This window comes from Hoylesella buccalis ATCC 35310 (assembly GCF_025151385.1).
In the GTDB taxonomy this organism is placed as follows: Bacteria; Bacteroidota; Bacteroidia; order Bacteroidales; family Bacteroidaceae; genus Prevotella; species Prevotella buccalis.
The window spans coordinates 1,668,980-1,686,279 of sequence record NZ_CP102287.1 but is presented as its reverse complement, the minus strand read 5'-3'; the positions used below and the strand labels follow the sequence as shown (position 1 = coordinate 1,686,279).

13 protein-coding genes and 1 pseudogene are annotated in these 17,300 nt (G+C 47.1%); 3 read left to right on the top strand and 11 right to left on the bottom strand.

Features of this window, described 5'->3' with window-relative positions; translation table 11 throughout:
- Positions 1–226 precede the first annotated feature (226 nt).
- The 11 genes and pseudogenes from NQ518_RS13630 to NQ518_RS07070 all read right to left on the bottom strand — a co-directional run.
- Positions 227–486: pseudogene (locus NQ518_RS13630) on the bottom strand (IS66 family transposase); the annotation flags it as partial.
- A gap of 101 nt (positions 487–587) precedes the next feature.
- Entirely contained in the window at positions 588–818 is a 231-nt protein-coding gene (gene tnpB, locus NQ518_RS07115) for a transposase (protein ID WP_227205457.1), read from the bottom strand.
- A gap of 157 nt (positions 819–975) precedes the next feature.
- On the bottom strand, positions 976–2,529 hold the full coding sequence (locus NQ518_RS07110; protein WP_227205375.1) for a PKD domain-containing protein: 1,554 nt from the start codon (positions 2,527–2,529) through the stop codon (positions 976–978).
- A 28-nt stretch (positions 2,530–2,557) separates the two neighbouring features.
- Positions 2,558–3,679 carry a sialidase family protein gene (locus NQ518_RS07105; protein WP_227205377.1) on the bottom strand — a complete coding sequence of 374 codons (1,122 nt, stop codon included), beginning with the start codon at positions 3,677–3,679 and terminating at the stop codon, positions 2,558–2,560.
- A 12-nt stretch (positions 3,680–3,691) separates the two neighbouring features.
- A complete protein-coding gene (locus NQ518_RS07100; protein ID WP_227205379.1) occupies positions 3,692–5,152 on the bottom strand; it encodes a RagB/SusD family nutrient uptake outer membrane protein in 1,461 nt (486 codons plus the stop codon).
- A gap of 14 nt (positions 5,153–5,166) precedes the next feature.
- Positions 5,167–8,442 (bottom strand): SusC/RagA family TonB-linked outer membrane protein, encoded by a 3,276-nt coding sequence (locus NQ518_RS07095; protein ID WP_227205381.1) that lies wholly within the window; start codon positions 8,440–8,442, stop codon positions 5,167–5,169.
- A gap of 119 nt (positions 8,443–8,561) precedes the next feature.
- On the bottom strand, positions 8,562–9,797 hold the full coding sequence (locus tag NQ518_RS07090; RefSeq protein WP_004351041.1) for an MFS transporter: 1,236 nt from the start codon (positions 9,795–9,797) through the stop codon (positions 8,562–8,564).
- Complete coding sequence (locus NQ518_RS07085; protein WP_227205383.1) at positions 9,794–11,431, bottom strand: sialidase family protein; 1,638 nt, start codon at positions 11,429–11,431, stop codon at positions 9,794–9,796. The genes NQ518_RS07090 and NQ518_RS07085 overlap by 4 nt, the downstream gene beginning before the upstream one ends.
- A 65-nt stretch (positions 11,432–11,496) precedes the next feature.
- A complete protein-coding gene (locus NQ518_RS07080) occupies positions 11,497–12,405 on the bottom strand; it encodes a dihydrodipicolinate synthase family protein (protein ID WP_227205385.1) in 909 nt (302 codons plus the stop codon).
- Between the two features lie 17 nt (positions 12,406–12,422).
- The gene (locus tag NQ518_RS07075; protein ID WP_227205387.1) at positions 12,423–13,517 is read right to left on the bottom strand and encodes a hypothetical protein; all 1,095 of its coding nucleotides are present in this window, start codon (positions 13,515–13,517) and stop codon (positions 12,423–12,425) included.
- Entirely contained in the window at positions 13,517–14,227 is a 711-nt protein-coding gene (locus NQ518_RS07070; protein ID WP_227205389.1) for a FadR/GntR family transcriptional regulator, read from the bottom strand. Before NQ518_RS07070 ends, NQ518_RS07075 begins: the two co-directional genes overlap by 1 nt.
- Positions 14,228–14,971: 744 nt before the next feature.
- On the opposite strand from NQ518_RS07070, the gene NQ518_RS07065 reads away from it, so the two are divergent.
- The 3 genes from NQ518_RS07065 to NQ518_RS07055 all read left to right on the top strand — a co-directional run bounded on the left by NQ518_RS07065 (position 14,972) and on the right by NQ518_RS07055 (position 17,150).
- Positions 14,972–15,910: an IS30 family transposase gene (locus NQ518_RS07065; RefSeq protein WP_227208636.1), complete on the top strand. Its 939-nt coding sequence runs from the start codon at positions 14,972–14,974 to the stop codon at positions 15,908–15,910.
- Positions 15,911–16,041: 131 nt separating this feature from the next.
- Complete coding sequence (hpt, locus tag NQ518_RS07060) at positions 16,042–16,581, top strand: hypoxanthine phosphoribosyltransferase (protein WP_227205390.1); 540 nt, start codon at positions 16,042–16,044, stop codon at positions 16,579–16,581.
- Positions 16,578–17,150 carry an adenylate kinase gene (locus NQ518_RS07055; protein WP_227205392.1) on the top strand — a complete coding sequence of 191 codons (573 nt, stop codon included), beginning with the start codon at positions 16,578–16,580 and terminating at the stop codon, positions 17,148–17,150. The genes hpt and NQ518_RS07055 overlap by 4 nt, the downstream gene beginning before the upstream one ends.
- The last annotated feature ends 150 nt before the right edge of the window (positions 17,151–17,300 follow it).

Sequence of the window (17,300 nt, the reverse complement as noted above, 5' to 3'; positions counted from 1 at the left end):
GATACATCTTTTTATTTTGAATACCTATAAGTAGGTAGTGTTTTTTTGTTAATTTATCTCTATATCTCTCTTCTGCGTTCTTTTAGTGTTGTTAAAGTGTAGATTGGCACGTTGTAAGGATTCGCTTTTGGACATTCAGTTCTGTTTTTCGTAATAATCCAATATTTGCCAACTTTCACACTAACAAATAACCCTTATATGTCTGGCAGCATATAAGGGTTATTTATTATTTGAAGTTTGAAGGTAGCATTTTCGTGAGTTCGCCCTCCGTCATGTCTGGCAGGGGCTTTGAAAATACTTCCTTCCTCCACCTATATGGCTCTATGTTTACTTCCCTGCAACACACCATGAAGGTATAGAAGATAGAATAGTTCTCTGCTCCCTCTTTGTTACCGCAGAACAGGTAGTTTTTTTTCTTCCAAGCGTGATGGGCCTGATGGCCTGTTCCATGAGGTTGTTGTCTATGTTGAAGCGTCCGTCCTGCATATACAAATAGGGTTTATTCCTTCTATATAGAGTGCCAATTCGTCCCAGCTAAGTTCATAAAATCAAGCTCTCGCTCGTTTGATATTAGGACTCAAGCAGTCCTATTCCATCTGCTTGTGATAGATGACAAAATCACAGCGCTCCCAGTGAAGCAACTTGATTCGATTACGGGATCGATAATAGAAAACGTAGACAATAGCATCAGAAGAATTGAAATTATTGCTGCGTACCAATTGGAACAGGCGAAGAATTCCCTGACGCATGTCTACAGGAGTGCAACAGCCCCGAAAAACATTTGTTTCGTTGAGTACAAATATAAGTTTTTCAGGCAAAGATAGTAAAGATGGAAAAGCATACAAAGGCTGTTAATATTGGATAATTACAAAGCTGCGTAACATTAAAAAGGGGTATGCCTGACAGTTTGCAGGCATACCCTGTGTAATGGCTGACTAAAAAAATATTTGCCTATTTTTCAGTTTGCTATTTGCTTTATTTCATAGAATCGTATAAGGCCCTTATCTCAGCAGCACTCAGGGCGCGACTGTAGATGACATAGTCGTCAATACATCCGTCTAAGAAGTTTTCGAACAATCGGTTTGTTTCTGCTCCACGATACATCGCACCAATGTAATAAGGCTTGGCATCGATTTCCTTCAAACCCTTATTTAGTGCCTCAGATACTTTTACGCCGTCTATATAGAGATAGGTACTGCCATTACTGTGTACACAGACGTAATGATGCCACTGCCCGTCTGTCATTGGATGAGCCTTGTAATCGGTCCAGTTGCCTGACTTTTTGCTGTACTCAACAACATATCTCAGATAAGGACTGTCCTTCTGAAATCTGAACCAGGTCTGCTTGTTCTTGCCGTCCGGACTTGCGTTTGGTCCTGAACCCTGTTGGAATACACCCATTTTGGAGGCTGTTTTATTGGAAGTCTTCACCCAGAAAGCAGTTGTAACTGGTTTGGCCTGGAAGTTTAGTAAACTATTGTCAGGTAGTGAGAGAATGGCATAGCGATCATTGCTCACGTTCTGGAATTCAGCCGAATTCGTTCCTTCCTTTCTTGATGGCGCATTGAAATTGACATTGACATTGTCACCCTTCTTCAGAATCTGCGAATGAATGCCGTTTGGACCCACGTCCTTGCCGTCACCATCGAAAGGATAGAAGGCTACGAGATCCTTGGCTGGAAGCACGACGATATAGCCTTCTTGGGTTGCTGTTGATGAGTTTACCTCATTCGATGCTGTGAGCTGAACTTTGTATCGTCCAGCGTTCTTGAAGGTAACAGTAGGCGACTGTGCCGACGAGGTTGCCGGACTTCCTCCCTCAAAGGTCCAGTTCCACTGCGTTGCCCTTCCGAGGCTAATGTCAGTGAATTTTACACTGTTGCCCTCCACTATCATTCTGTGGTCGGCGGTGAAATTAGCTGATACGGCATTTTTGTCGATGACATTCAGAAAATCAGTTTTCTCTATTGAGTTGGAAGCCTTTGGGTTGCTTGCCTCCAGTTTTACGGTATAGAGCCCAGGCTCGAATTTCAGTAGCGGGTTTTGTTCTGCTGATGTCACCACTGTTCCCTTGTCGGACATGAAGGTCCATTTCCAAGCCGAGGGATAACCAGTAGTGAGGTCGGTGAACTGAATCATTTCATCATTCATAGCAACGGTCTTGTCGGCTGTGAAGTCGGCCGTCATTTGCTTGGGATAGTCCACGGTAATGTATTGCTTCCGTTCAACCATGCTGCTGTCGTCAGAGCGACCTACGGTGAGAGTCACCGTATATACGCCAGGTTTTTCGTAGATGATTTCCGGACTGAACAACTGCGATATGGCTGGTGTTCCTCCTTCGAACACCCAGTTCCATCGGGCAGGATTGCCAGTCGACTGGTCCTTGAACATTACTTTCTCACCCGCTGTCACTTCTACCTTGCTGGCACTGAAGTCGGCATTGAGTATTGTCTGCTCCTCATCTTTACACGAGGCAAACATCGTGAGAGAGACAAACAGGCCGATTGCTGTTTTTATTGATATTTTCATATTATCGTCATTAAAAGTTGTTGCAAAATTATTTCAGTTGTGACAGATTTACTTCCTGGAAGGCAATGCCTCCGATGTTCTTAAAACCAAATTCATAGAGTACGCCGACCGTTCCTTCGGGAAACATGGAGATGTCTGAATAGCCTCCGAAATCTGAGCCTGTATATGAAAACGATTTTGTCCAAGTCTTTCCATCATCCTCGCTCATCTGCAATGTGTTGTTGTTGCGTCTGGTTATGCTGTTGGGATTTGAGAAGAGGATGCGTCCCATTCCGTTGTCTCCCGTGCCGGCATAGAGGATTGAACCCTGACAAATGGGGTCGAGGAGTGTAGACTGATAGGAAGGTCCCCAACTTTCTCCACCGTCGGTGCTGATGGCATGAATGCGGTAGCGCTTGTTGTTCTGCGACTTGGCGTCCTGATTTCGCATGTCAAGCAGTAGATTTCCGTTGCTCAGCTCGGTCACAGAACTTTCATTGGTGTTGAACTTGTCTACAATACCTCCTATATGCCAGGTTTCACCGCCATCATCCGAATAGATGACGTGCGAACGTCCTTGTGGCTGATTTTTCAGATGGTGGTTGCAGGGCACGATGATGCGTCCCTTGTGTGGCTCAAACTGTTTCACGATACCGTGGCAGGGACCGGTGGCATACCATCGGTCGTTGTCGAACATCACGCTTGAGGTGATTTTCTTCTCGGCCGACCAGGTCAGCCCCTCATCGTCAGAGTGGGTAACACAGATCTGTATACCCTTCACATCTTCAGAGTCCCAGCACGAAACTAACAATATGCGGTTGCTTTCGGGCAGGTAAATAGGCACCTGGTTGCGGCATCTATTCTTACCGTCGTCCTTCACCTTGATGATGTTGCTCCAAGTTTTTCCCCTGTCGGTTGACCGTTTTAGCACGATATCGATGTCGCCCTGATCGGCCACACTGTTTACCCTGCCTTCGGCAAAGGCCAGAATGGTTCCGTTCTTGGTAATCACCATGCTCGGTATTCTGAAAAAAGCGTAGCCGTCACTATGGATGGAATATGGCTTGCCGGTCATGACTGGCAGGTCGGCAATACTGGGATCCTCGTTGTAGCAAGATGTTGTGAGGCAGAGGTATACCAAGCTTGCAATTATGATTTTAATAGTTTTCATTTTCATAGAGTTTTAATAGCCTTGGGTTTGAGTAAGATTTGGATTCTGGTCAATCATCTTCCGCAGTATAGGAAAGTATAACGGGGTTGACTTGCCCACCAGATTGGGAACATAATTATAGATATCAATGGTCCCTGCGGCATGGGCACGCATCAGGTCGGGCCATCTCTTCAGCTCGAAGCATAGTTCACGTCCTCTCTCGTTCAGCACTTCCTTCTGGACTGACAGCTGGTCGGTCGCACCCATGTAATTGCTTACGCCAGCCCTATTGCGTGTCACGTTTAGAATGTCGATAGCTTTCTGTACATTTTCTCCACCGAGATAGCAGAGCAGCTCGGCCTTGAGCAGTAATATTCCGCCCAAACGATATACCACGATATCGTTGTCGAAGTGGCGGTCGTCAGAATAGACGGCTCCGCGATACTTGTTCTGTGAGGTGAATTTCACTTGTCCGTCTTTTGTCACGGCATCGATATAGGCTGAGGCAGCCCGTTTATCTTTGACATCGAAAAGCGACCTCAGACGAGGTGAGGGTGCGTACACGTGACGCGCAATAGTGGAATTGGTGTACGGAATATCTTCCTTGTTCACCACGTCGGCCGACAGTGTTCCGGCAGCAGCCGACATCGACAGGCGCGACATATACATATCATTGTATTCATCCAGCTTGAGATAGATCGAGAAGATAATCTCACTGTTCTTCTCATGATTCACGTCGAATATGTCGGCATAGTTGTCCATCAGGCTCACACCGCTGTTCTCCACTTCCTCAATGGCTGCGATGGCATCGATGAGATTCTGTCTGTCGTTGCTTTTCTGCACAGTGTATTTCCAGGCCAGTGCCTCTGCCTTGACACAGAGAGCAGCAGGCTTCGACATTTTGTTTTTGTCGGGAATCGATGACTCTGGATACAGTTCGATGGCCTTGTTGGTATCTTCGAGAATTTGATTCATCACTTCCTGCTGCGATGAGCGGGCAGGACGTGCATCCTTGTTATAAGTCTCGGTGGGTTCGAGAACCAATGGAACGTCACCCCACGACTCAATCAACGTGAGATAGGTCTTTGCCCTGAGTGTATAGGCCTGCGCCAGGATTCGGTCGCGATCTTTCGGCTGGCCGAATGAGATTTTGGGTGCATGCTTGATGAGCATGTTACAGTGGTGGAGCATCTTGTAGAAGTCAACCCAGTCGTAGCCGTATTCCTCATTCAGCTCATGCTGATGTGCTCGGCTCACGCCGCCAATTACGCCTGATACCATTGCGTCGCCGCGGTCTTCACCATAGAGGGTTTTGTTAGTCAGCGTACGGTTGAAGCTGTAGGCTCCGACAAGATAGCCCTTCACGTCTGATTCTGATTTCCAATAGTTACTGTTGGTAATTTCTGAAATGGGGTCTACCTCCAAAATAGATTCACAACCGGAGAGGATGAATATTGAGGTTAGAGCGAAAATGCTTAAAATATATCTTTTCATTTCGGTCTCAGTTATTAAAATGTAAAATTGACTGTGAATAAGAATTGTCTCGGACGTGCGTATTTACCCGCATCGGCACCGATAACTTCAGGTGTGAGTCCGTCGTAGGCAGTCCAGTATCCCAGGTTGTATACGGCGGCTGAAAGATCCATGCGACTAATCTTGATTGCCTTCAGCCAGTTGGTTTCCAATAGATAGGAAAGCGACAGCTCTCTGAAAGCCAGATAGTCGCCCTTCTTGATGTAGAGCGTGTTCACGCTTCCTCCTTTGAATCCGATGGTAGCAGAGTTGGGACGTCCGTGGTTTCGCTTGCCGTTGTCCCAGTCAGATTCAACGTCGTATCTTGGAATGGTAGCGATGTCGCCCGGCTTATGCCACATCTTGTCGCTGACTACGTCATGAATAGTGGCGTAGTTGTTGCGCGAATTGGCGTTGGCCTGTGCCCTGAATTGGTTATCGATGACATTGCCCATAGAGAAGTCGGTCACGAATCGCAGCCTGAATTTCTTGTAGCTGAAAGTCTGTGAGAGTCCGCCCAGCTTGTCGGGATGCAGGTATCCAACGAATACCATGTCCTTTGAGTTGATGATGTCGTTGTGGTCAACGTCTCGCCAGATGGCGTCACCTGCCTTCTTGCCCTTGCCCAGCCAGTCTGACGACACACCTTCGTCATAAGGGGCGTTGGCAGCGTCTTCGTCGGTGGCATATACGCCGTCGAGCTGATAGGCAAACCGTGCACCGAAACGCTCTCCTTCGGCAAAGCCTCCTACTTCAATATATTTGCCAAGTGTTGGGTCGAAGATGATTCCTCCGCCTGTGCGGTTCTTGTCGGCTCCATTGTTGGGCAGCTTGCTGATGACAGTTCTGAAAATGGTGAAGTTGGCATCGATGGTCCAGTTGAAGTCGTGTGTCTGAACCGGCACTGCGCTCAGGGTAAACTCAAGCCCCTTCGTGTTGAGCGAGCCAAAGTTTGACTTGATGGAGGAAAAACCGGTTTCCGACCATAGTTTCTCATCAATCAGTCGGTTGTTGGTAGTCTTTGTATAGGCATCAGCCGAGAACATTAACCGGTTATTGAACAGACCCAGGTCGAAGCCCAAGTTGGTCGATATGGTCTCTTCCCACAGCAGGTCGCGGTTCATCAGTACATCGTTCAGAATACCTGCCTCACCTCCATAGTTGTGTCCTGCGGCATAAGATCCTTCTGTGTCGCTCAGCGACAGATTGTCGTAACCGGTCTTACCCCAGCTTGCCCTCAGCTTCAGGTTGTTGATGACGTTGGTGTAAGGCTTGAAGAAATTCTCGCGGTGGATGTTCCATCCTGCCGATATTCCTGGAAACATGGCATACTTGTGGTTGGCGGCGAAGTGAGAGGATCCGTCATAACGGAGACTGGCCGAGAAGAGATATTTCATGTCGTAGTTATAGTTCACACGGCCGAAGTAGCTGCTCATCTTCTTGTAGGTCTGCTTAGAGGTTGTCTTGGCGGTCTCGGCCGCAATACCGTTCAGGGTCTCGATATAGTCGGATGTTCCTCCGTAGCCCGATCCGTTGAAACGATACCAGCTGTCGTATATGTAGTTGCCTCCGAGCATGAAATCGAAGTTGTGTTTCTGAGCGAAGGACTTGTTATAGTTGAGCACCAGGTCATACTGGTAATGCAGATCCATGTTGTGAGCCTCGTAAACAGGGCGGTTTTTTACCACCTCGTTGTAACGCTCAAAATTGTGATCCTTGCCTTCGTTATTGGTGAACGAGAACATCGGCTTGAGATGTAGGCTCGGCAAGAGTTCCCAGTCCAGCTCTACGGCCAGATTCAGTCGACTCACCTTGTTTTCCTGCTCCTGATAATAGATTTCATGCTGTCGTGTTCGAAACGAGCTGGTGAGCTCTCCCGGTGCCGGCGTTCCGTCTTCGTACCACTGTCTGATGGTTGGAGGCATCTTAGATGCACGTGACATAACATTTTTCTCGTTGATGCCTCTTGAGTTGTGAATGGAGTAGTTTAGCATAGCTTTCACCTTCAAGTTGTCGAAAATCTTATAGGAAGCATTGGTCAGGAAGCTCCATCGGTCGTAGTTAGATCCTACAACGATGCCATCTTGCGTGAGATAGCCGAGGCTCGTGTAGAACGTAGAGCGGTCGTTTCCTCCACTGAAGGTCAGGTTGTAGTCGTGATTCACGGCCGTCCGGAATAGGTTTTTCTGGAAATCGGTGTCTTTGAATATGAGCATCTTACCTGGTGTAGCGGGATCTTCCATGATTTCCCATCCCTGATTGGTGAGTAGGTTTTCCACATAATCCTGTCCGTATTTGGTGATATAGTCGTCGAGGAAAGCTGTGGTTGTCAGTGCGTTGCGCGCATTATTGGTGCTCATGCCGAATGTTCCGTTGAGATATTTTCCGGGATTGTTGGCGTGCAAGGCTGCGAATCGGGTAGCGGTAAGATATTCACGTGCGTTGGACAGTGGCATCAGCTTAGGCTGGTTGTCAATTGACAGACCATATTTGAAAGAAAGAGTTCCCTTGCCTACCTTTCCCTGCTTGGTGGTAATCATAATGATACCTCTTGAGGCTTTCGATCCGTAGATGGCTGTTGAGGCGGCATCCTTCAATACCTGAATGGTTTCGATGTCAGAGTAGTTGATGTCCTTCACCATTCGGATGACACCATCGATGATAACCAGCGGCGCATCTGATTCAGGACTGGTCGTAGTTCCTCCTCTGACGATGATCTGTGGATTGCTGCCCGGCTGCCCGGAATTGACTCTAATCTGCATACCAGGTACTTTTCCCTGAAGCATCGACATGGGGTTGCCCGACGGAGAGATGGCCATATCCTTCGAATCGACCTTGGTGATAGCACTGGTTAGGGTTGCCTTCGACTGCTTACCGTAGCCAATGACTACCACGTCCGACAATGCTATCTGATTGCTTTTCATCACAGTTGTCAAATGTGTGCGACCTTTGACCGGAACTTCCATCTTGTCCATACCGAGATAGGTCATCACCAGTACGGCGTTGGAAGCTGTTTGAATGGTGAATTTTCCATCTATGTCTGTAACGGTGTTACCTTTCCCATCCTTGGTTGAGACTGTAACGCCCACGAGTGGTTCCTGGTTTTCATCAAGAACAGTCCCCGTCACCGTAATGCGTTTCTCTGTATTGCTTTGCTGAAAATCGGTTGTTCCCGATCTCACTTCTGGAACAAAGAGGAAACAGACGCAAAGAAAGAGGAGCATTCTCACGACAGAATGACTTTCTCTTGTAGTTTTAGGTTCAATTATCATAATAAGGTGGTTATAAATTGTTAGTATTAGTGTAAAAGAATTTATGTTGTTCTTCATTCTTATTCGCTGCTTTTATGGACAGCTGGATAGAACGAGAGGGATGAGAAGGTTGGTGAGGTCTACTGCTTGTCGATTGTCTTGGGACGAAGCAGGTAGCCAACGGCAAACATGGCGATGAGCACAGTCAGGGCCATGATATTGAAATCACGGGTTACGTGCCCCGAGTCGAGCGACTTTCCGATGATGCTGGTGATACCTGCACCAGCAAACACGCCGCACATATTCATCAGTCCGTATGCCGTAGATCGGTATTTGGTAGAAACAAACTGGCAGAGAATCGGCATGTTATTGGCATCGAAGAAGCCGAAACCTATTCCGAATAAAACTGTTCCCAGCATGATGGTGAACATGGAAGAGCCATTGCCGATGAGTAGCAGCGCAGGAGAAATCATGCCCAGTCCCAATACGCCTGTGAAGATACGTCCCCTGATATTGCGGTGTACCCAGCGGTCGGAAATGTAACCGCCAAGAATAACTCCTAAGAGCGATGACAATGCGATGGATAAGGTAGACAACGGACCAGCAACAGATGGTGACAGTGCCAGGTCGTTGGCATAGAGCGTTGGCAGCCAATTCTTAATGGCCCAGCCGGGTGTGCCGGGAATGCAGAAATAAATGAGGATGATGAGGAAGAACTTGTTGGTGAGCAGCTTCTTCAGACTCTGCGTCACGGATGGCTGAGTCTGGTTGGAAACGGCCTCAGTCTCGCTCACTGGTGCGTCTTTCAGGAAGATACTGAGCATCAGACCGTAAGCAATTCCAATGATGCCAAACCAATGGAAGGTGGTCTGCCAAGAGTACATCATCGACAGTGTGGCGCCGAATCCACCAATCGACTGGCCGAAGTAGAGGCCGGTCATGTGAATACCTATCGCCAGAGAGCGGGTTCGGTCTTTGTGGTAGTCGGCTATCAATGAGAGAGCTGCAGGCAGATACAGGGCCTCGCTCAATCCCATGATGCCACGGAGCACAAGCAGCTGGTTGAAAGAGGTGGCATAGCCCATCAGCAACGTGACGGACGACCACACGCACAAACTTCCCACAATGAGACGCTTTCGGCTGAATCGGTCACCAATCAAGCCCGATACCGGACTCATCAAACCATAAACCCATAGGAAGATGGCCATGAGGTGACCGAAGTTGACGGCCTGTTGCAGCTCACTGATGTCTTGCATCATCGGAACACGCATGGTAGATAGCATCTGCCGGTCCATGTAGTTGAGGAATCCAACTCCCCAGAGCAGTCCTACCACCACCCAGGGATAGGCTTTGCTATGTTGTTGTGTCTGTTTCATCGTTTCAATATTTCTTTCAGACTTAGTTTAAGGAATACCAGTTGGGCCTGACTACTCTCGAAAAGGATGCCGACCGACTGTTCATCTATCGACGTGATACTGGAGTAGGCGGGACTTCTGAACAGGTCGAGCATAATCCAGTATTTCTCCGGCCAGCTCATTCCGTCGTCAAAGCTTACCTTCAGCGTAATCTTGTCTCTGATAGATGTGTCGCTGGGATTGACAAACAGCAAGATGCTCTTCCGTTCTCCGTTCTCGGTGTAGTAATGACGGTAGAGGCTTCCCATGCAGGTAGGCTCCACAAGTGCTTTCTTGGAAGTGGGATGCTCGGTCCATGTCTGTCCAAGGTCGTCAGTGGTCGATATTCTTCGTCCGTTGGTTTGAGTGTTGCCCTTGTTGGTGTTGTCGCGCATATTGAGCATAATGCTTCCGTCGGTCAGCTCCACCGCGTTGCTTTCGGTGGCGTTATGATAGGCCGGATTGCTTGTTTTCCACGTCCTACCATGGTCCAGGCTGTACGTGATGTTAGAAAAAGGCATGCCGGTAGAGTCGCGTCCATCGGTTGGGAAGATTAGTTTCCCGTCGCTCGTACACAGTCCCTGGCCGGGTGCGGGAGCTAAGAGCCACCAGTCTTCTTTCTTTACCTTGGGCGTGATGTTGTCGGGATAGCCCCATGTGGCACCATTGTCGGTGCTCTTGGTGATCAGGAATTGCGAAGTTTCCCTCAGTCCAAACCCACGCTGTGAGCCTTTGTTGCGCCATTGGTGTTCCCATTCGTTGTTACTTTCGGTCAGTCCCTGCATCCATTTCCCCTGCTTGTCCAACAGTCCGTGCATCCATAGACCGGCCACGTAAATGTCGCCGTTCGAGCGGTCTACCAGAATGCAGGCATCGCTTACACCGTTGTATTTCTGCGGCAGATCGCCCCATGTCCCCATGTCGATGACCTTTTGCATGGGTCCCCATGTCAGTCCCTTGTCAAAGCTGCGGTGCATGGCAATGTCTATGTCGCCTTGCAAGTCTCTCGACGATTGATATCGGGCATCGAAAATAGCCATGAGGGTGCCGTCATTGGCCGTCGCAATGCCTGGAATGCGCGAGGTGTTGACACCATCTTGTCCCTTCTGTCTTACCGCAACGCCTATGCGCAGTGGATTGATGTTGGCTGTGGCGCTGCGGAAGGTGAGTTTTCCTCTATTGGTTATCACCTCTTTGCACTGTATGACGACTTTATGGTCGAGACTGACCTTTTCCCTTAGTTTTACTGCTATCCAAAGTGAGAAGGTGTCGGTTGCCACGTTGATGGGGTTGGTGAAAACAATCCTGCCTTTCGGCGCCTGTGGCTTATTGAAAATTTGAAGCGTGTCAACCATACCTTTCTTGCTGGAGCCATAGACTCCGACAGACAGGATGTCGTTCGGGTCGGTGCTCTTCAATGCGTCCACTATTATCTTCTGGATGGTATAGGGGCGTTGGCCATGCTGAATGAAGTTCAACTTGATGGTCGGATTGATCTCTTTTTTAACCAAAACCGGTATGGTGGGAGATTCTATTGTGAGCCGTATTTTTTGTGAAAATGCGCTTTCGGAAAAGGCCAATACGAGCATAAAGAGGATATAATACATCTTCTTCATTTGTGCAAAAATCTATTATTGATGGTTAGTAATATTTCTCGGCAGTCTCTTTCCTGACAATGGTTTTAGGGTCTGATACCCAGGTCTTCCCAATCCTTGCGGATGCAGGCCAGTTCGTCTTCGGTATAGGCTGGCAAGGGGAGTCGGCAGTTGCCGCAATCAATACCGATGAGGCTCATGATGGCCTTCCCACCGCGCACACCACCGCCGTATCTGATGATGAGTTTCACCATCTCCACTGATTTCAGTTGCCATTGTCGGGCCTCTGCCATGTTGTTCTTGCGCATGGCATCGAATACATGCTGGTAGACAGATGGGATATAGTTGTAGGTGCTTCCCACTCCTGCGACTGCTCCGATGGAGATTCCAGCAATCAGAATCTCGTCGAATCCGTTTAAAATCTCAAACAAATGATTTTCCAGATTTATGCACTGCTGCATCTCCATGAGGTTGTTGTGGGTGAACTTCACGCCCACAAGGTTGGGAATTACCTTGCTTCCTTCGGTCAGAAATTCATCTACCGGCAGGTTCACTCCGGTGATCGAGGGCATATTGTAGTAGTAGAATGGCGTTTCGGGGGCTGCTTCGCAGACGGGTTTGAAGTAGTTCACCAGGTCGTTGACTGTGCCTGGCTTGAAGAAGCTGGGCGCTATCGAGGCAATGGCGTCGGCATGACAGGCTGCAGCATGGCGAGCCAGTTGAGCAGAGTCTTTCTGGCAATTGGATCCTACGTGAGCAATGACCTTGAATCTGTGCTTGGAGGCTTCTATCCACCGTGCTAAAATCTGTTGTCTCTCCTCAATGGTGAGTGATGAGAATTCGCCGGTAGTACCGCATACAAATACGCCTTGGATGGTTGTTGACGCAATCCAGTCGGCATAGCGGTCAATCATTTCGAGGTTTACTTCATCTTCTTTGGTAAAAGGAGTAAATACGGCAGCAATCATGCCTTCTAAACGTGTGTGGGTAATCATATTTTTGTTTTTAGTTATTATTTTCGTTTCAGGGTTCCAGTAATTATTTCGGGCGTTCGTATGCCTGGTTGAATCTCGCCGCTCATGATATAGAAGGTGTTGCCGATGACGACGGTATTGGTTGTTACGGCCAGAGGGTAGGGAGACAGGATGGGCGGGTCGAAGGCTTCTTTCCTGGTGTCGTAAACTCTGACCAGCCTGCTGAATCCAGGATGGTTGGGCGTGGTTGGGAGCAATTGTTCCACTCCTCCGAGGAATACCAGCTTCTCCCCTTGGGCGATGGCCGTTCCAGCCATGACAGGGAAATGCCCCTTTAGCCTTCGCCATGTTTGTTTTCGGGTATCAAATACATAGCCGTCTTCGTGCATCGTGGTGGGTTGGTTGCCTGAATAGCTTCTGCCACTGAACAGATATAGACTTCTTCCCTGACCGGCACAGACGGCATAGCCTCTGGAAGGCCCCGGCCAGGATGGCAATTGCTGCCAACCCGCTTTCGGATTGTTAAGGTCAAGGCAGTAGAATAGGTTAGTAGATGCGTCATCGGTCATGGAGGTCTGTCCACCGAGAATGTATATGCAGTTTTTGATTTTGGTTGCTGCCATGTTGGCCAGTTTGACCGGTAAGCGTGGAAAGCGGGTTGAGTCGACTACAATCCTGTCGTTGTCCATTGTCAGATAGAACACAAGGTCACTGCATGCCGTCTTATTGCATCCGCCGATGCACAGAAATCCGTCTCGAAGCTGGATGGATGCACCGTAAGCCAGTTCGCCTGGCAGTGTTTCCTCACAGCAGTTCCAGCGGTCGCTTGACAGCCCATACCGTAGGATTTCCCTGTACCATCGTTTCTTTCCACCTTCCCAGGGGTAGGCTTTATCAAAGTTGGCACCCCCAATGATATAGAGGTGTTTCCCTATACGTCCTGAGAAAGCGCCCGCAAGCCCTCTGGAGAGTGGAGACTGTCCGAGGCTTTTCAGCGACTGAATTGTTTTCCAGTCTATTATCATAGTGCTTTTTGCTATTTTTCCGTTGCCTGCATACAAGGAAGTTGAAACAATCATTTGGGTAATCATTGCTACAGTCAATACTCGTGTATGTAGGTTACGTTTCATCATTACAGATTTCCTTGTTCTTTCATCAATATCCTGTAAACCTCGAAGTGTTGTTCTATTTTATCACGATAGCCCTTTTCATCGCGGTTCTTGATACATTCCAGCAGATCGGTGTGCGTAACGAGCCGATTCCGTTGTTTCAGTTGGATGTTGATTTCGCGCAGTTCTTTGGTATAATTCTCCCGTATATAGGTCAATACAGGATGGATGATTTCTTGAAATTCGGAGATAATGGCGTTTCGGGTAATATTGTACAACTTTACGTGGAATGAGAACTCACTGACCAGTGCATATTCATTGTTCTCCGAAGCGATGCCTATTTTGACGATTTCATCGAGTTCCTTGACTTCTTCGTCGGTAATCCTTCTGAAAATGTCGTTGGAGATTCCGATTTCCAGAGCAATACGGAAATTCAGAAGGTTCCAGATGGTCTTGTCACTGAGTATGCGTGGGACCACAACTCTCCTTAGTCCCTTGAGTACAGGAGGCTCGGATAGTACCATCCCCTTGCGTGGACGAGAGTTGATCATTCCCATCATCTTCAATCCACTCAATGCCTCGCGCACCACACTTCTCCCTACACCAAACTCGTCGGCCAACTGATGTTCGTTCGGAATCGGGTCACCACATCGTAAATCGTTGTCTTTGAAATAGTTCAATAGACTGTGTTCTACCTGGTCTACTAATGTTACAGTATCGGTATTAATCTTCATGTTTAGGTATTCAATTGTTTATTTGTGTTATTTGTCTGACAAATAGGTGCTGCAAATATAGTGTTTAAAATTTATAAGTACAAAATTTTAATGATTAAAAGATGTTAAATACTTTCGCTGTTTCTTCTATTGTCTTACCCGTTGGTTGAATTAAATTAGCGCGTATTTGACTTGATCTATAGGACTATGATTGAGAAAATGAAATACCGCAACACCTGAGCTCGAGATAAGAAAGTGATGGAAGAAATTGATAATCTTGCTATATTTTTGTACCTTTATATTTGGTTATCAATAAGGTGTGAATATTATAGCGGTGATTGCCAAAGACAAAGTTGTAGAGCATTTGGTGTTGCAGACGACTTTTGCAAGGAAATTGACGTTGAAATAGAAACGCAGAGTCAACAATTTACTTGTCTCGCTGTCTTATTTTTGGAGTAAGGCAAAAATTTGCGACCTTTGTTCCGAGCTAATCGGTGATATGTCACAATACAAAGTTAGTTAATCTTTGGGATACCGCGGTCTCCCTTTTATTTATTTGTATTGCTGGTTGAGACTCTGCATATAAAGATTCAAAATCGAAGTGCAAAAATTGTTGGTGTTTGGATTGTACAAAAAACATGAAAAACACCGCGGAGGTTGCCATGCGGCCGGGGGCGCGAAGCCCCCGAAGAGCACAATCAGCAATACAAAAAAAGCAAAAGGGAGACCGCAGTCTCCCAAAGATTAATTAACTTTGTATTGTATATGTATCATCAATTAACCTCGGAGCAAAGGTCGCAAATTTTCGCCTTACTCCAAAAGAAAATAAAGAGAAAAGAAATTGCCCTCATTGTGGGTACGAGTGAAGCTACGATCAGTCGTGAGCTAAAGAACAACAGCACGCCATCAGGAAAGTATATCTGGACAAAGGCGCACGACATGGCTATGCAGCGCAGAAATAGAACGGTAAAGAACTCCAAACTCTCCGACGAATTGGTCTGGAGAATCAAGGAATATATCATCAATGACCAGTGGTCTCCAAGACAAATATCTGGTTATCTGCGCAAGAACGAGGGGATAAAGGTGTCCCACCAGTCCATCTATAACATCATCCACAATGACACGACAGGGGAACTTGCCAGGCACACAAGGCATAAGATGAAATACAGGCATCGTCCCAAGGGCAGACATCTTCCAATCAAGGACAGGGTGAGCATCCATGAAAGAAGCAAGGAAGTTGACGGGAAGAGATTCGGGGATTTTGAGATGGACTTGATCGTAGACCCTGCCCAGCACGCCATACTCACGCTGGTGGAGAAGTCCACCAATATGCTGCTCATGCAGAAACTGCCATTCGGGAAGCAGTCAAAGCCCCTGGCAAAGGTGGTCAGGAAACTGCTGCTGCCATACAAGGATTGTCTGAAGACCATTACAACAGACAACGGGCCTGAATTTGCGGCACATAAGGACATTACCAAGTTCTTAGGCGTGCCCGTGTACTTCGCTGATCCATATTGCTCATGGCAGAAGGGAGCTATTGAGAATACAAATAAGCTGATCAGACAATATATACCGAAAAAGGATTCGTTTGAACATTACACAGACAAGAGAATTATGTCGATACAAAAGAAATTGAACGAAAGACCGAGAGAAAAATTAAACTTTTCTACACCAAAACGAGAATTCTTCAAACACGTTTTGTAATTTTGCACTTGCTGGTTGACTCTACAATAGACCGATTTTTATCTCCGTCCTGTTACTTTCATCGGCGTGTTGTCGCATGTTTATGATATTTTTCGTAACTTTGCGATTGATAATCATCAAATTTAGATTCCATGAGTAAAGTAACGATCAAGGACAAAACGTTCAGAACGTTCATCCCGGAAGCTGATATCTTGGAGCGGGTGAAAGCGGTTGCCGAGCAAATCAATACCGACTTGGCAGGCAAAGAGCCGCTGTTTCTCGCCGTGTTGAACGGCTCTTTTGTGTTTGCGTCCGACCTGATGCGATACATAACGATTCCCAGTGAGATATCGTTTGTCAAGCTGGCTTCGTATCAAGGCATCGCCTCCACGGGTGTCATCAAGGAAGTGATAGGGCTCAATGAGGACATCACCAACCGACACGTGGTCATTGTTGAGGATATCGTAGACACAGGAGCTACGATGCGTCGCATGATTGAGACCTTAGGTACGCGCGGTCCTGCATCGATAGATATCTGTACTTTGCTACTGAAGCCCGGCAAGTTGAACGTTCCTTTGGACATCAAATATGTGGCCATGGAGATTCCAAACGACTTCATCGTGGGTTATGGACTCGATTACGAACAACAAGGAAGAAATTTAAGAGACATTTATACATTAGTAGAAGAATGAAAAATATTGTAATATTTGGTGCGCCTGGATCAGGAAAGGGCACCCAGAGCGATCGGTTGATTGCAAAGTATGGTTTGGGGCACATCTCCACGGGTGACGTGTTGCGCAGTGAAATCAAGAACGGTACGGAACTGGGCAAGACAGCCAAGGGATATATTGATAAGGGACAGTTGATTCCCGACGAACTCATGATTGACATCCTGGCCAGTGTGTACGATAGTTTCGGCAAGGATCACAAGGGAGTCATCTTCGATGGTTTCCCACGAACCATCCCTCAAGCCGAAGCTCTGAAGCAGATGTTGGCCGACCGCGGTCACTGTGTAGCAGCAATGATTGAGTTGGATGTGCCTGAAGATGAACTGATGAAGCGCCTCATTCTCCGCGGAAAGGAGAGTGGTCGTACTGATGATAACGAGGAAACCATCAAGAAGCGTTTGGATGTTTATCACTCTCAAACTGCTCCTTTGATTGAATGGTACAAAAAAGAGGGTATTCACCATCATATCAACGGCTTGGGCGAATTAGAAAGAATCACGGAAGATATATGCCAAACAATCGATGTACTTTGAACTGTACTTACTTTGAACTTTGAACATTGAGCTTTGAACTTTATAGTTACATGAGTTTTCGTCATGGGTATAAAATTCATTGTTCACCATTCATCACTCAAAGTACATTGTTCACAGTACAACGTAAAAACTGTTCAAGATAAATAAAGT

What these genes read in the sequence shown, in the direction of transcription:
- NQ518_RS07055 (WP_227205392.1), top strand. Translation starts at nt 16,578, where the DNA reads ATGAAAAATATTGTAATATTTGGTGCGCCTGGATCAGGAAAGGGCACC.
- NQ518_RS07085 (WP_227205383.1), bottom strand. Translation starts at nt 11,431, where the DNA reads ATGAAGAAGATGTATTATATCCTCTTTATGCTCGTATTGGCCTTTTCC.
- NQ518_RS07080 (WP_227205385.1), bottom strand. Translation starts at nt 12,405, where the DNA reads ATGATTACCCACACACGTTTAGAAGGCATGATTGCTGCCGTATTTACT.
- NQ518_RS07065 (WP_227208636.1), top strand. Translation starts at nt 14,972, where the DNA reads ATGTATCATCAATTAACCTCGGAGCAAAGGTCGCAAATTTTCGCCTTA.
- NQ518_RS07100 (WP_227205379.1), bottom strand. Translation starts at nt 5,152, where the DNA reads ATGAAAAGATATATTTTAAGCATTTTCGCTCTAACCTCAATATTCATC.
- NQ518_RS07090 (WP_004351041.1), bottom strand. Translation starts at nt 9,797, where the DNA reads ATGAAACAGACACAACAACATAGCAAAGCCTATCCCTGGGTGGTGGTA.
- NQ518_RS07110 (WP_227205375.1), bottom strand. Translation starts at nt 2,529, where the DNA reads ATGAAAATATCAATAAAAACAGCAATCGGCCTGTTTGTCTCTCTCACG.
- NQ518_RS07095 (WP_227205381.1), bottom strand. Translation starts at nt 8,442, where the DNA reads ATGATAATTGAACCTAAAACTACAAGAGAAAGTCATTCTGTCGTGAGA.
- NQ518_RS07070 (WP_227205389.1), bottom strand. Translation starts at nt 14,227, where the DNA reads ATGAAGATTAATACCGATACTGTAACATTAGTAGACCAGGTAGAACAC.
- hpt (WP_227205390.1), top strand. Translation starts at nt 16,042, where the DNA reads ATGAGTAAAGTAACGATCAAGGACAAAACGTTCAGAACGTTCATCCCG.
- NQ518_RS07105 (WP_227205377.1), bottom strand. Translation starts at nt 3,679, where the DNA reads ATGAAAACTATTAAAATCATAATTGCAAGCTTGGTATACCTCTGCCTC.
- NQ518_RS07075 (WP_227205387.1), bottom strand. Translation starts at nt 13,517, where the DNA reads ATGATGAAACGTAACCTACATACACGAGTATTGACTGTAGCAATGATT.